Raw genomic sequence first — 14,318 nt, forward strand, 5'->3', positions numbered from 1 at the left:
TCGGGTGGCGACCGTCGAAGAGCTCGAGACCGATCCGCATCCGACCCTCGCGCAGATCCGGCCGATCGGGTGGATCGAGGCGTTGAACAGTTGGGTCGTCACCTCCCGCGCGCTCGCGCTGACCGTCCTACGCGATCCGGACACGTTCACGGTCGACGATCCGCGGTTCTCCACAGCCCAGGTTGTCGGCCCGTCGATGCTGTCCCTGGACGGCAACCCGCACAAAGCACACCGCGACCCCTTCGAGTCCCCGTTCGGCCTGGCGGAAACCCGCCGCCGCTTCACCGGCCCGGTCCAGCAGACCGTCGACGAACTGATGGCCGCCGCGTCGCACTCCCCCGGCGCCACGCGCCCTTCTGCGGACCTTCGCACGGCGCTTGCCGGTCCGTTGTCTGTTGCGGTGGTTGCGTTGTCGCTTGGGTTGCCACCGGCGTCGGCCTCGACGGTGCTCGAGTGGTACACGGCGATCTCCGAATCCGTGACCGGTGTCTCGGCCGGACATCCGGTGACCGGCGAGGGTGCGGCGGCCTTCGCCGAGCTGCACAAACATGTTGCCGCGGGCATCGACTCGGCGGACTCGCTGATCGCGGCGGCCGCGCACGCCGGGCTCGGCGTGGACGAGGTGGTCGCCAACGCCGCCGTACTCATGTTCGGCGGGATCGAGACCACCGAGGGCATGATCACCAACGCGCTCTGGCATCTTCTGACGCATCGCGACCAGCTGGACCTGGTGCTGGCCGACCCGTCGCTGCTGCCGAACGCGATGGAGGAGTCACTCCGCCTCGAACCGGCCGCGGCAGTCGTCGACCGCTACGCCACCCGCGACATCGAACTCGCAGGCCGGGAGATCCGGCGCGGCGACATGGTCACCGTGTCATTGGCGGGTGCCGGTCGTGATCCCGAGGTGTTCGAGTCGCCGGACGATTTCGACGTACGCCGGGCCAACGCCCGTCGCCACCTCGCCTTCGCGAGCGGACCGCACATCTGTCTCGGCATGCACCTGACCCGCCTGGAAACGCTCGTCGCACTCGAAGCCGTTCTGAAACTGCCCGGTCTTCAACTGGCCGAGGACTCGCCTCCGCCGCGCGGGCTGGTCTTCCGCAAACCGTCGGCGCTCCGGGTCAGCTGGGCCGCGTGAGCACCAGCATCGTCGCGGAGTAGACCGGCATCGCCCGATCCGGATCCCGTTCCGCGTCCTCGGCGAACCTGGCGAACCCGGACTCGATCTCGTCCGCCGGCAGATGCTCGAACGTCGACAGCGCGCGATGACTGAGCCGCTCGTACCGCTCCCGCAGCGTGCGTGGCTCCTCGGCGGTGAGCTGTACGACGTCGCCGCCCGGCGTCAGCCCGGCCTCGACCGCGAGCGCCTGCGCCGCGGACAGCGAGATGTACATGCGCGCGTCGACCTCCCGCGCGGACGGGAAGTACTCGTACCAGAACAGGTCCGGCATCAGGTCCGCGAACTGCGTGCGCAGCAGCGCCACTCCCCCGGGCCGCAGCACCCGGCGTACCTCACGAAGTCCCTGCAGCGGATCCGGGAAGTGATGGAACGACAGGAACATCAACACCGCGTCGACCGATGCCTCAGGCAACGGAATGTCCTCGGCGGCGCCCTTCAGGTACGTCACACCCGGATGCGGCGCCTGCTCGGCCGCCGCACGCATCCGGTCCGACGGCTCCACGCCGTACACCTGGCCCTGGAACTGCGCGGCCAGACCCGGGGTGAGCCGACCGGTCCCGCTGCCCAGGTCGAGGACGTCCAACGGGCGCCGCTCCGGGAGGTACGTCGCGAACGCGCTGGTCCAACGCTCTACCTCAGCGGGCGACATCCCCCGACCCGCGACGTACACACTGCCCATCCGACCGTTGTAGTCGACCATGCTCAGAGGTTATCCGCCTTGGCCGAGCATCACCGCGAAGGACAAGAGTGCCGCTAGCAGTGCTAGGACTGCGGCGGCGTACGCCAGGATGGTCGTGGACCGCGCCAGCGTCGGGCTGCTGGTCTGGCGCCGTGCCTCCTCGCGGACCGCGTGGGCACAGCGCACCGCTGCGATGCCGACCAGCAGGCCCGGTATGGGTTGAAGAAGGAAACTGGGGGCCTCGAACGACGGATCCGAGGACAACAGGTCGTACATCGTCGTGAAGCCGCCCCAGATGGCCAGCGGCGTCGACAATGCGAGCAGAACGGCAGCCGGGGCAGCCGGCACCCAAAGCGGTCCGTCGGGCGTCGACGCACCCACCGACGGGCGGCGACGGCGGGTCGCGGCGAGCACCGCCGCGAGGCCGAGTGCGACCAACCCGATGAACGTCCACAGCGCGACGTTGTCCCGTTGCACGGTCCCCACCTCCCCCGCCATCTACGGTACAGACGCAGGCTCAGGCGAAGAAGACGTCGTACGCGAGGCGCAGGATCAGCGCCGAGACCACGACCAGGAAGATCACCCGGACGAACTTGCTGCCGCGCGCGACCGCCGTCCGGGCGCCGAGCAGGCCGCCGAGCATGTTGGCGGCCCCCATGATCAGGCCGAGCCTCCACAGCGGCGCGCCGTTCAGCGCGAACACCGCGATCGCGCCCAGGTTCGTGGCCACGTTGGCGATCTTGGCCTTCGCGCTCGCCTGCAGGAAGTTGTACCCGAGCAGACCGACCAGCGCGAAGATCAGGAACGACCCGGTTCCCGGTCCGACCGCACCGTCGTAGAAGCCGATCAGTACGCCGACGCCGCTCGCCGCGAGGTAGTGGTCGCGGCCGTCGAAGCGCAGCGCGGTGCGGGCGCCGAGGGACGGCTTCATCGCGGTGTAGATCGCGACCGCGACGAGCAGCACCAGGACGATCGGCTTGAACCACGACATCGGGATCCTGGTCGCCACCAGGGCACCGGCCGCGGCGCCGAGGCCGGCCAGGATCGCCATCGGGAGCACGGTTTTACGGTCCGGACGCACCTTCACACCGAACGTGACCGCACTGGTCGCCGTACCGAACAACGACGAGATCTTGTTGGTGGACAGGATCTGCGCCGGCGACGCGTTCGGCAGGCCGAGCAGCATCGCGGGCAGTTGCAGCAACCCGCCACCGCCGACCACGGCATCGATCCAGCCGGCCGCGAAGGCGGCGATCACCAGGAACAGCAACGTCAGCAACGAGACATCAGGCACAGCGGCAATTCCTCACGCCCCGATGATCCGGTAAGGGCGTAGTACGGCTCAACCCTTACACCGTCGAGTGAGAGACAAACCACGTCCGCGATGCGACAGTGAGCCATGGCGTCCTCGATCCTGCCGCCGGAGGGTGAGACCCTCGCCACCGGTTGGGAGCCGGACCTCGCGCCGGCCGATTCGCTGATTCGCCAGGCAGTGCTCGTGCACGCGTCCTGGGCGGTCGATGCCGCTCGCCGGGCGGGCAAGCCTTGGTACGAGAGCGACACGTGGGCCGGCGGGTTCGTCGGTGAGCGCGGTGCGTTGACGAACTGGGTCGTGCCGAAGCAGCCCGTCGATCCGGCCGGGATCGTCGCCGAGGTCACGCGGGAGCTGCCCGGCGACGCGCCGTACCTGTTCGTCAGCGCCTGGCCGACCGGCGACCTGCGCGGGTCCGGGCTCGCGCTGGCCGGGCATCCGCCGCTGATGCTGCGGCTCCCGCAGACCACGACGACTCCCCCGGCGACCGATCTCGACATCCGCCCGGTGACGGACGCCGACGGTCTGGCCGACGCCGAGCGGGTGCTCGTCGAGGGCTATCCGCTGCCGGAGCTGCAGCCGTTCCGCGCCGGCGCCCTCTACGTGCCGTCCTTCCTCGACGGGTCGGCTGTCTGGGTCGGGTACGACGGCGACGTGCCGCTGGCGACTGCGACGGCACACAGCGCGGCCGGGCTCACCGTCGTCGAGAACGTCGCCGTGATGCCCGCGGCCCGGGGTCGCGGCGCCGGTGCGGCCGTCACGTGGGCGGCGACCACGGCTTATCCCGACCAGCCGGCGGTCCTGATCGCGTCCGACGACGGGCAGCCCGTCTACCAACGTCTGGGGTATCTGCGGGTGGAGCGATGGACCGTGTGGGTGCGGCCCTGACACCTCGTCCGGGAGAATGGCGGGGTGAAGTTCCTACTGCTGATCCACAACAACCTCGAGGCGCTCAAAGGATTCACCGAGGACCAGCTGGTCGAGATGTCGGGCGGACGCGAGCACATCGCGACCCTCGCGCGCGACCTGCTGAAGACCGGTGAGCTGGTGTCGGTCCTCGGGCTGAACGAGCCCGGCGAAGAGAAGGACGTCCAGCTGGTCGCCGGTACGCCGGTGATCTCGGACCGGCCGTTCCTGGAGACGAAGGAGTACCTGGCGGGCGCGATGGTGCTGCACTGCGCGTCGGTGGAGCGGGCGCTGGAGCTCGCGGCGCTCATCCCACTGGCGCAGTTCCGTCGCGTCCAGCTGCGGGAGATCCGGCTCGACCAGGACGACTTCCTGGCGGACCTCGGCGAGTGAGTGAGCTCGAGGCGGCGATCCGGGCGGCGGCGCCGCGGGCGCTGGCCGTGCTCGTCCGGCGGTACGGCGTGTTCGACCAGTGCGAGGACGCGGTACAGGAGGCGCTGCTCGAAGCGTTCGTGCAGTGGCGTGCGAACGGCGTACCAGAGCAGCCGATCGGCTGGCTGATCAGCGTCGCGGCGCGGCGGATGATGGACGGCTGGCGGCGGGACAACGCGCGCCGGCAACGCGAGCTGAACGACTTCCTCCGTGCGCCGGATCCAGCTCCCGAGGATTACCACGAGGACTCCGACGACACCGTGCGGTTGCTCGTGCTCTGTTGTCATCCGGCGCTGACTCCGGCATCGCAGATCGCGCTCACGCTGCGCTCGGTCGGCGGTCTCACGACGGCCGAGGTGGCAGCCGCGTTACTGGTCAGCGAGACGACAGTGGCGCAGCGGATCAGCCGGGCGAAGCGGCAGATCGCGGGCGCCCGCTTCGAGCTGCCGACGGCCGATGAGTACGACGCGCGGCTGCGCGCCGTACTGCAGGTGCTCTACCTGATCTTCAACGAGGGGCACACGGCCAGCGCCGGCGAGTCGTTGCAGCGCGTTGACCTGGCGCAGGAGGCGTTGCGGATCACGCGGTTGCTGCAGCAGGCCGTCAGCGGCCCAGGTGAGGTGACCGGGCTGCTGGCGTTGATGATCCTCACGCACGCCCGCCGGGACGCGCGCACCGGGCCTGGCGGCAACCTCGTCCCCGCCGACCGTCAGGACCGCTCCCGCTGGTACGCCGAGGAGATCGCCGAAGGCACGCGCCTCGTCGAGGAGACGTTGCGCTCCGGCGCCGTCGGCCCGTACCAGCTGGAGGCGGCAATCGCGGCCGTGCACAGCGAGGCCGATTCGGTCGAGACCACCGACTGGGAACAGATCGCCGGGCTCTACCGGATCCTCGAGAAGATCGACCCGAGCCCGATGGTGACACTCGGGTCCGCCGTCGCCGTCGCGATGACCGACGGCCCGGACGCCGGCATCGCGATCGTCGAAAGCCTCGCCGACGACCGGTACCTCGGCGACCACCACCGCCGGCTGTCCGTCCTCGCCCATCTCCACGAGCTCGCCGGCCGCCCGGACCAGGCCCGCTCCAACTACCTCGCGGCACTGGAGCGGACCCGGAACACGGCCGAACAGAACTATCTCCGCGACCGCATCGCCCACCTCATCAGGTGACGGCGGCCGCCGGTCCACTCCGGGCGCGGCGGCACGCTCAGTGGACCGCGGAACACGTGCCCCGGGTCGACCGTCTGTTTGAGCGCGGCCAGCCGGGTGCGGTGCTGCTCCGGGAAGCAGCTGTCCAGGTCGGCGTCGGTCGGGTCGGAGATGAAGTTCAGGTACGCGCCGTTCGGTTTCATCGACCGCCACAGGGCGTCGAAGTCCTTGGGCTGCTGGGCGCCCTGCTGTTCGGGCGATCCCATCAGCACCGAGTTGACCATGAACCGCGCGTCACGGTGCGCGAACGCGGTCGCGTCCGCGGGCATCGCGCCGTACGCACCGCCGAGGGACCGGATCTCGATCGCGAGTCCGGGGATCCGCGGGCGGGCCTCCAGCAGGCGTTGGCTCAACTTCGGCGACCAGGTGTTGTAGAAGCCGTTGCGGATCCGCGGGCGCCAGTCCGCCGGCATCGACATGTCGGAGAACACCTCGGCGTACGGGACCTCGGCCACCTTCTCGGTGATCAGCGAGCCGAGGTGCCGCAACGGGTCGAGGGTCGCGAGGTCGGTCGCGCACACCTGGATGGCGACCGGGACCTGCCGGTCGGCCATCATCGTCGGCGCCAGCTGCAGCGACGACGTGAGCCCCTCGGGAGCGTCGTACGCCGCCCAGCCGTTGAGCACCTGCTTCGCCTGCGTCCACGGGTACAGCAGGGTGCCGAAGTGCACCGTCGGCTGATGGACAGCGGTGATGTCGTACGACGTGACAATGCCGAGGCTGCCCGCGGCGCCGCGTAGTCCCCAGAACAACTCGGGCTCCGTGGCCGCGTCGACCCGGCGTACCGAACCGTCCGCGGTGACCACCTCGGCCGAGACCACGTTGTCGATCGCCAGCCCGTGCTTGCGGACCATCCAGCCGATGCCGCCGCCCGCCATCAATCCGCCGACTCCGACGCTCGCCGTGTCGCCGGAGGAGATCGCCAGACCGACCTTGCCCAGCCGCTCGGCGACCCGCCCCCAGGTGGCGCCGGTGCCGATTCGCACCACGTCGTCCGGCAGCAACCTGACCTCGTCCATCGGCCGTACGTCGATCACGACCCCACCGTCGTTCGTGCCGAACCCGGCCGCGTGGTGCCCGCCGCTGCGGACCGCGATCGGTAGGTCGTGCGTCTCGGCGTACTTCAATGCCGCCACCACGTTGTTCGCGCCCGCACACCGCACGATCACCTGCGGCCGACCCTCGGCCGTCATCACCCGCCCGGCGTCCGGGTACCCCGCGTCCCCGTCCACGAGTACCTCCCCGAGCACGTCCGCCCTCAGCCCGTCGATCCCCCGTGCCGCCACCACAGATTCCGTCATCCCAACTCCCTCGATCCCGGCGCCCCCTCAGGCGCCACACCCCGGGATCGAAGCCAAACCACGTCTCTCGACATCCCTCGACAAGAAAGTTCGAGCGGAACAAGGCGGCCCCGCTCCTTCGGGGAGCGGGGCCGGACGGGAGTGCTGGGTCAGTTGCGGACGGTGGCGACCAGGTGGTCGACGACGTCTGCGACCGGGACGTCGGCGCGGTCGCCGGTGCGGCGGTTCTTGACCTCGATGGTGCCGTCGGCGAGGCCCTTGCCGACCACGGCGATGGTCGGTACGCCAATCAGCTCGGCGTCCTTGAACTTCACGCCGGGCGACACCTTCTCGCGGTCGTCGTAGATCACCGTCAGGCCGCGCGACTCCAGCTCGGCGGCGATCTCGGCCGCCTTCGCGAAGAGTTCCTTGTCCTTGCCGGTGGCAACCAGGTGCACGTCGGCCGGCGCGATCTCCCGCGGCCAGACCAGGCCGAGCTCGTCGTGGTTGCCCTCGGCGATCGCCGCCACCGCGCGGGTGACCCCGACGCCGTACGAACCCATGGTGACCGTGACGAGCTTGCCGTTCTGGTCGAGGACCTTCAGGTCGAGCGCGTCGGCGTACTTGCGGCCGAGCTGGAAGATGTGACCCATCTCGATACCGCGCGCCGCCTCCAGCGCACCCGAACCGTCCGGCGCCTGGTCGCCGTCGCGAACCTCGGCGGCCTGGATCGTCCCGTCCGCGGTGAAGTCCCGGCCGTGCACCAGGTTGACGACGTGGAACCCGGACTTGTCCGCACCGGTCACCCACGCCGACCCCTCGGCCACCCGCGGGTCGAGCAGGTACCGGATGCCGGAGGTGTTGTCCTTGCCGAGCACGCCCGGACCGATGTAGCCCTTCGCCAGCGACGGGTACTTCTCGAAGTCCGCCTCCTCGAACGCGACCACCTCGGCCGGCTCCACCTGCGCGCCGAGCCGCTTCTCGTCGATCGCGCGGTCCCCGGGGACGCCGATCGCAAGCGGCTCGCGGGCGCCGTCCGGGTGCACCAGCATCACGAGCACGTTCTTCAACGTGTCCGCGGCGGTCCACTCGCGGCCGTCGGTCCGCGCGTGCTTCGCGTTCATCGCGTCCACCAGCGTGTCGATGGTCGGCGTGTCCGGCGTGTCCACGACCTCGGCGGCCGGTACGCCGGACGCGTCGACGGGCGCCGACTGCGGCACCACGACCGCCTCGACGTTGGCGGCGTACCCGCCCGGCGAGCGGACGAAGGTGTCCTCGCCGTTCTCCGCGATCGCCAGGAACTCCTCGGACCGCGAGCCGCCCATCGCGCCGGACATCGCCTGCACGATGACGTAGTCGAACCCGAGCCGGTCGAAGATCTTGATGTACGCCTCGCGATGCTTCTCGTACGACGCGGCGAGGCCGTCGTCGTCGACGTCGAAGGAGTACGAGTCCTTCATCACGAACTCGCGCCCGCGCAGCACGCCGGCCCGCGGCCGCGCCTCGTCGCGGTACTTGTTCTGGATCTGGTAGATCGACAGCGGAAGGTCCTTGTACGACGAGTACAGGTCCTTCACGACCAGCGTGAACATCTCCTCGTGCGTCGGGCCGAGCAGCATGTCCGCGCCCTTGCGGTCCTTCAGCCGGAAGATGTTCGGCCCGTACTCCGTCCAGCGGCCGGTCGCTTCGTAGGGCTCGCGGGGCAGCAGCGCCGGGAACACCAGCTCCTGCGCGCCGATCGCGTCCATCTCCTCACGGACGATCCGCTCGACGTTCCGCAGTACCCGCAGGCCGAGCGGCAGCCAGGTGTAGATACCGGGCGCGGCCCGCCGGATGTACCCGGCGCGGACGAGCAGCTTGTGGCTCGGGACCTCCGCGTCCGCCGGGTCCTCGCGAAGGGTGCGGAGGAACAACGACGACATACGCAAAATCACGGGAGTCTCCAAGCGTGCAAAGTAGATAACCGGACGTCACAGAGAATATCGGTCCGGCGGACATGCTCTCACCACGTTATCCACAGGCCCACACCGGGAGACCACTGGTAGTCCGGGAAATCATGCGCGGAGCTTACCCGACGGTAATCACGGCAGTTGGCCGTACGGCGCCGCGGCGGCCCGAGCGGCGTACACCAACGCTGGTTTCAGCAACGGCCAGAACGTCGAGGAAACACAGGAGTACGCCGGGAGGAAGCCGGCACACCACCCGGTCCTCGGCCCGATCTCGAAGGTGTACGCCGGCACGCCGCGCGTCCCGTACAACCAGTCGCTGGTCGAACCCGGCGTGAAGTACCCGATCCCGCCGTCCCCGGTCGCCACCGGATAACCCGTGAACGCACTCATCTTGTTGCCTAGGGCCACCAACGCGGCCCGGTCCGGCGCGGCCTCCCGGGTGTAGCCCCACGGAGCCAGGATGTCGTTGCCGTAGCTGTGCAGCGTCAGGAACAGACCGGTCGTGCTCGCGGCAGCCGGGTCGTCCAGACCACCCTTGGTGTCGGGAAAGATCGTGTCCAGCAAGCCCTGGACCGCTGCGGTCTCCGGCTCGGACAACGCCTTCGCCCCCGGATAGGTCTCGGCGCACGGACCGCCCTGGGCCACATCCCAGTGGAACGACGAGTTCCGATTCAGGTCGACTCCAGCCGATGGCGCCGGGCAGGCATGGCCGTCGTCGTCGACGTTCTTCCGTTGCAGGACCGGTCGCGTCGGGTTCGAAGCGACCACATCCACTCCGTCCGGGTTCGCGATCGGCACCACCCACAGCTCGCGGGTGTTCAGCAGGGCGGTGATCTCGGGGTCGACGCCGTACGACGAGACGAGCAGGTCGATCCACCGGTACGCGATCTCGCCGGTCGCGATCTCGCGCGCGTGGATCTGCGCGTGCAGGACGAACTTGGGCTTCTTCCCGGTGCTGTTCAACGCGCAGTCGCCGGGCGCGAGCTTGGTGATGCAGAGGGCCTGGATGTCGTGCCCGCCCTGTCCCTGCGTCTTCTTCCACGAGTCGCCGATGTCGTAGAGCTTCACCAGGTCGGGGTGCGCCGCGGCGACGGCCGCGTTGTGCTCCTCGTGGCTCTTGGTCGTGTGATAGCCGCCGTAGTACGTCGCCTCGCTGGGCTCGGTCCGCGGCACCGGCTGATACACCTCACCGGTCTTCTCCAGTACGACGCCTCGCGCGCGCAACCGCCGCACCTCTGTCGGAGTCGCGACGACCGTTGCGGCGTGGTCGATGTCGTACCCGTCCCGGATCAAGTCCTGAATCGTCAGTCCGGCGGGCACGTGCAGCGAGTAGTAGGAGACATCCGGTGGATCGGCCGACGGGATCAGCGTCAGCGCGAAGCTGCACAGAAGAACGGCGAGCCTACGCACGCCGACCAGCCAACCATCGACGGATCACGGAGAGTACGCAGAATCAGAACAGAATCGTCGCGAACGTCTCGATCGTGCGGAACCCGACGCGCTCGTACGCCGCCCGCGCCGGCAAGTTGAACGCATTCACGTAAAGGGTCACCACCGGGCTGATCTGGCGGGCCAGTTCGACCACGGCCGCCATCCCGGGCGCGGCCAGTCCGCGGCCGCGGTACTCCGGATCCACCCAGACGCCCTGGATCTGGCACACACCCGATCCGACCGAACCGACCTCGGCCTTGAACACGACCCGCCCGTCCTCGATCCGCGCGAACGCGCGCCCGGCCCGGATCAGCTCGGCGACCCGCGACCGGTAGAACGTGCCGTCCGGCCCGGTCTGCGGCGGTACGCCGACCTCCTCGGTGTACATCGCCACGCACGCCGGGTACAGGATCGGCAGCTCGACTGGCTCGACCGCGCGGACCAGCGGATCCGGTGCGATCGACGGCGGCCCTTCGATCACCATGAACGGCTGGTCGTCGCGCACCTCACGGGCCGGTCCCCAGTGCGGCTCGAGAATGTTCCACAGCTGCTCGACCGCGCGGGCCTGCCCGAGGATCTGGAAGCAGTTCCGCCCCCGGCGCATCGCGTACGCCGCGAACGCCCGGAGCGCCGCGTCGTCGGCGGCGACCGGAACCATGTTCCCGCCCGCGTGGCACAGGGCCTCGAGCGCGCCCTTCTCGACGTACCCCCAGACCTCCGCACCGCGCCGCGGGTCGAGTCCGGACGCCTGCACGAGACTGTCGACGAACACGTTGATGACCGGATCGCGGGCGATGACCGCGCGCGCCGCCGCGAGGTCACGAGGACCGAGAACCCGTACGCCCACGCGCAGAACCTAGCGGATGATCGACACCTCCGTGTGCAATGGGCCGCGATTCCGGACCTGCGCCACTCACCAACCCGGCTCTACCGGCACCGGCTGAGCGTGCCGCCTAGGGGACGTCGGCGGTTGGTGAGTACTCCAGGTCCGCGGCGATCCGCCGCAGCGGCGAGGTCCAGGCGACGACCACTCCCGCGAAGCCGCACAGGCCCATCACGACCATCCCGGTCCGCGACCCGAAGGCGTTGCCGAGCAGTCCGCCGACGACCGATCCGAACGTCCACCCGACACCCCAGGACAGCATCCGGCCCGCTGTGTTGACCCGGCCGAGCAGGTTCTCCGGCGTCACCTGCTGCCGGTACGACACCGCGTTCACGATCACCAGCACGTACGCCGAACCCCACACCAGCAGTGCCAGCGAGGCCACGATCCAGTTCGGCGACAACGGCGAGAGCACCCCGAGCAGCGCTGACACCGGCAGCGCGTAGAGCGTGATCGCCGCGGGCGGCATCCGCTTCAACAGCCGCGGGAGGCTGAGCGCGGCGATCAGCCCGCCGATCCCCCACACGCCCCAGACCAGTCCGAAGCGGACTCCCGACGTACCGATGTCCAGGACGCGGTCGCACCACACCACGATCAGCGCCATGAACCCGCCGCCGGCGAACGACTGCACGCTGCCGATGATCGTCATCGTGCGAACCCCCGCGTGCCGGATCAGGAACCGCAGGCCGTCACCGATGTCGTTCAGGACCACCTTCGGCCGCAACGGCGGCTGCCCGTCGCGGGACTCGGACATCGCCCGCACGATCCCGCGGACGGCGAACGCGGACGCCGCGAAGCTGAGCGCGTCGAGCGTAAGCAGACTGGCGGGATCGAGTACGGCGAGGAGCAGACCGGTCGCCGGCGGGACGAGCAACTCGATCAGGCTCGACGCCGTCCAGACCGCGGAATTCGCCTGGGCCACCCGTGCGCGGCCGACGAGGACGGGCAGCGCGCCGAAGTTCGCGCCGTCGAAGAACGTATAGACGGCCTGCACGGTGAACGCGACGATCAGCACCTGTACGACGGTCAGCACACCGAGCAGATGCGCGACCGGCACCGACCCCACCAGGACCGCATTGATCGCGTCCGCGGTCACCATCGTGCGCCGCCGGTTCCAGCGATCCGCGAGCGCGCCGGCGAACAGACCGGCCAGCAGGTACGGCGCGGACTCGAGCGCGGTCACCACTGCGGTCAGCACCGTCGATCCGCTCAGCCGGTAGACGAGCACCGGCAACGCGATCGCCGTCACCATCGACCCGGTGATCGACAGGCTGCGCGCCAACCAGTACCGCCGGAAATCCGGATCGTCCCGCAGCCGCACAGAGGGCATCGTCGTCATGCGGGGAAGCCTGCAACTTCAGGTCCGGTCGAGGTCAAGACTCATCCACATCAATTCGACACCGAGATCCCGGTCTGGCGTGCGCTTGGACTCTGTGAATCCTTGCGAGCGGTAGAAGCCGATCGCCTGCTCGTTCGCCACGAGCACGTCCAGCAAGAGTTCCGGCGTACCTGCCGGCAGCGCCGCGACCGCCGCGTCGAGGAGCGCCTTGCCGACGCCCTTGCCCTGATGATCAGGCAGCACGTAGAGCTTCCACATCACCCAGAAGTCGGCCTCGCGGCCGAGCCCGGTCATGCCGACGAGTTCATCGCCGTCGACCGCGACCAGCGTGATGCCCTTGCTGATCCCGCGTTCGACCGCCTCCGTCGACCACCATTGGGCGAGGCCGTCGGTGATGAACTCGTCGGACACCAGCCCGCCGTACGCGACCGGCCACGTGGTGAGGCCGATGTGCCTGATCGCGTCCACATCGCCTTGCGTGGCACGGCGTACGGCGATCATCCGTGGACCACTACGAGTTGGCCGTCCGGGTCCTGGATCTCCAGGCCGGACTCGGTCCGCGATCCGCCGACGCGGGCCTGCACGTCGTCGAGGTCCTCGGTGGTCGTGAGGTCGAGCCGTACGGCGAAGTCGCCGTCCGCCGGCCCGAAGTGGACCGGCGTCTGCACACCGAGCGCGCCCAGGAACCGCTGCCACGGTGCCTCATCCGCTCCGGTCAGGTACGGCGTGACAGACCAACGATCGTCCGGGCTGGCGTCGTGCAGCTTGTACCCGTACAGATCGTCGCTGCGCTCGTCGACCCAGATCACCACGCCTTCGGGCCCGCTGACCGACAGCACTCGCCCGTACGCCTCGTCGAAGACCGTCGCGTCGACGAACCCCACCTGCTCCAGCCGTTCCTTCAGCTCGTCGAGCTTGTCCGCCTCGAACGACAAGTTCGTCTGCCCCGGCTGACCGCCCGTCGAGCTCGACGCCGCGTCGTGCAGCGCGACCATCCCGCGACCGGTCAGCATGTCGACCCATCCCCCGCGCTCGGACTCGATCCGCGACCGCAGCCCCAGCGTCTCCAGGAACGCCCGCATCGCCGCCACGTCCGCCGTGAACCGCAGCGGCCTCATCACCACGTCACTCATCCCCGGGCCTCCCCATGGTTGTCGAGGTACTCCCCCAGCGCCTGCTCGACGAGCGCGGACAGACTCGCCCCGTCGTCGATCGCCTTGTGCTTCACCCGCCGGACCAGCTCCGGCGGCAGATACACGTTGAACTGCACCTTCTTGCCGCCTGCTTCCGCCATGGCTATATTGCTAGCATCCTAGAACACCAACCGTCAATCTTCAGGGAGTCCGACGATGAACCTCCGCTTCGACCACCTCGGCCTGCTGACGGACAGTCGCGAGAAGAACCAGGACATCGCCGACTTCTTCACCGGCGTACTCGGCCTGGAAGTCTCCGGCAACGCCGGCGAGGGGTACGCCGAGGTGAAGGCCGGCGCGATGACGATCGCCCTGCACACCGGCGCGATGATCGACAACTTCGGCGCCCATGGCGGGACGCTCCTCCAGTTCAGCAGCGACGACGTCCGCGCCGACATCGAGGAGATCCGCACCCGCGGCGGCAAGATCGCCCTCGAACCCACCGAAGCCGACTGGGGCACGATCGCCTACGTCGCCGGCCCGCACGGCGTACTACTCGAGCTCTGCACCTCGCGCTAGCAGATCG

General features: G+C 69.3%; 16 protein-coding genes. 5 read left to right on the forward strand and 11 right to left on the reverse strand.

What is annotated here, in order from left to right; all coding sequences use genetic code 11:
* Window positions 1-4: 4 nt before the first annotated feature.
* The gene (locus tag ACLJOO_RS14375) at window positions 5-1,138 is read left to right on the forward strand and encodes a cytochrome P450 (RefSeq protein WP_410787561.1); all 1,134 of its coding nucleotides are present in this window, start codon (window positions 5-7) and stop codon (window positions 1,136-1,138) included.
* Here the strand turns inward: ACLJOO_RS14375 and ACLJOO_RS14380 are convergent.
* From ACLJOO_RS14380 to ACLJOO_RS14390, 3 genes are read right to left on the reverse strand one after another with little or no spacing between them, the layout of a single operon-like run.
* Window positions 1,122-1,880 (reverse strand): class I SAM-dependent methyltransferase, encoded by a 759-nt coding sequence (locus ACLJOO_RS14380; protein ID WP_410787562.1) that lies wholly within the window; start codon window positions 1,878-1,880, stop codon window positions 1,122-1,124. The two genes, ACLJOO_RS14375 and ACLJOO_RS14380, sit on opposite strands and share 17 nt — an antisense overlap.
* A 9-nt stretch (window positions 1,881-1,889) precedes the next feature.
* A complete protein-coding gene (locus tag ACLJOO_RS14385; protein ID WP_410787563.1) occupies window positions 1,890-2,336 on the reverse strand; it encodes a hypothetical protein in 447 nt (148 codons plus the stop codon).
* A 40-nt stretch (window positions 2,337-2,376) separates the two neighbouring features.
* A complete protein-coding gene (locus ACLJOO_RS14390) occupies window positions 2,377-3,153 on the reverse strand; it encodes a sulfite exporter TauE/SafE family protein (protein ID WP_130379594.1) in 777 nt (258 codons plus the stop codon).
* A gap of 105 nt (window positions 3,154-3,258) precedes the next feature.
* On the opposite strand from ACLJOO_RS14390, the gene ACLJOO_RS14395 reads away from it, so the two are divergent.
* The 3 genes from ACLJOO_RS14395 to ACLJOO_RS14405 are packed head-to-tail and all read left to right on the forward strand — an operon-like array spanning window position 3,259 to window position 5,678.
* Window positions 3,259-4,059 carry a GNAT family N-acetyltransferase gene (locus ACLJOO_RS14395; RefSeq protein WP_410787564.1) on the forward strand — a complete coding sequence of 267 codons (801 nt, stop codon included), beginning with the start codon at window positions 3,259-3,261 and terminating at the stop codon, window positions 4,057-4,059.
* Between the two features lie 24 nt (window positions 4,060-4,083).
* Window positions 4,084-4,470: a YciI family protein gene (locus tag ACLJOO_RS14400; RefSeq protein WP_410787565.1), complete on the forward strand. Its 387-nt coding sequence runs from the start codon at window positions 4,084-4,086 to the stop codon at window positions 4,468-4,470.
* The gene (locus tag ACLJOO_RS14405) at window positions 4,467-5,678 is read left to right on the forward strand and encodes an RNA polymerase sigma factor (protein WP_410787566.1); all 1,212 of its coding nucleotides are present in this window, start codon (window positions 4,467-4,469) and stop codon (window positions 5,676-5,678) included. Before ACLJOO_RS14400 ends, ACLJOO_RS14405 begins: the two co-directional genes overlap by 4 nt.
* Here ACLJOO_RS14405 and ACLJOO_RS14410 read toward each other — a convergent pair.
* From ACLJOO_RS14410 to ACLJOO_RS14445, 8 genes are all read right to left on the reverse strand, one after another.
* Window positions 5,642-7,018, reverse strand: coding sequence for an FAD-binding oxidoreductase (locus ACLJOO_RS14410; RefSeq protein WP_410787567.1), 1,377 nt, complete (start codon window positions 7,016-7,018; stop codon window positions 5,642-5,644). The two genes, ACLJOO_RS14405 and ACLJOO_RS14410, sit on opposite strands and share 37 nt — an antisense overlap.
* Window positions 7,019-7,167: 149 nt before the next feature.
* Entirely contained in the window at window positions 7,168-8,931 is a 1,764-nt protein-coding gene (locus tag ACLJOO_RS14415; RefSeq protein WP_410787569.1) for a proline--tRNA ligase, read from the reverse strand.
* Between the two features lie 147 nt (window positions 8,932-9,078).
* Entirely contained in the window at window positions 9,079-10,356 is a 1,278-nt protein-coding gene (locus ACLJOO_RS14420; protein ID WP_410787570.1) for a M14 family zinc carboxypeptidase, read from the reverse strand.
* A gap of 43 nt (window positions 10,357-10,399) precedes the next feature.
* Complete coding sequence (locus tag ACLJOO_RS14425) at window positions 10,400-11,224, reverse strand: GNAT family N-acetyltransferase (RefSeq protein WP_410787571.1); 825 nt, start codon at window positions 11,222-11,224, stop codon at window positions 10,400-10,402.
* Window positions 11,225-11,330: 106 nt separating this feature from the next.
* Entirely contained in the window at window positions 11,331-12,599 is a 1,269-nt protein-coding gene (locus tag ACLJOO_RS14430; protein WP_410787572.1) for an MFS transporter, read from the reverse strand.
* A gap of 18 nt (window positions 12,600-12,617) precedes the next feature.
* The gene (locus ACLJOO_RS14435) at window positions 12,618-13,100 is read right to left on the reverse strand and encodes a GNAT family N-acetyltransferase (protein ID WP_410787574.1); all 483 of its coding nucleotides are present in this window, start codon (window positions 13,098-13,100) and stop codon (window positions 12,618-12,620) included.
* Window positions 13,097-13,732: a VOC family protein gene (locus tag ACLJOO_RS14440; protein ID WP_410787575.1), complete on the reverse strand. Its 636-nt coding sequence runs from the start codon at window positions 13,730-13,732 to the stop codon at window positions 13,097-13,099. Before ACLJOO_RS14440 ends, ACLJOO_RS14435 begins: the two co-directional genes overlap by 4 nt.
* Window positions 13,729-13,893, reverse strand: coding sequence for a CopG family transcriptional regulator (locus tag ACLJOO_RS14445; RefSeq protein WP_410787576.1), 165 nt, complete (start codon window positions 13,891-13,893; stop codon window positions 13,729-13,731). Before ACLJOO_RS14445 ends, ACLJOO_RS14440 begins: the two co-directional genes overlap by 4 nt.
* A gap of 55 nt (window positions 13,894-13,948) precedes the next feature.
* Between ACLJOO_RS14445 and ACLJOO_RS14450 the strand changes: the two genes are divergently transcribed.
* Entirely contained in the window at window positions 13,949-14,311 is a 363-nt protein-coding gene (locus tag ACLJOO_RS14450; protein ID WP_410787577.1) for a VOC family protein, read from the forward strand.
* Window positions 14,312-14,318 lie beyond the last annotated feature (7 nt).

This window comes from Kribbella sp. C-35 (assembly GCF_046549195.1).
Taxonomy (GTDB): Bacteria; Actinomycetota; Actinomycetes; order Propionibacteriales; family Kribbellaceae; genus Kribbella.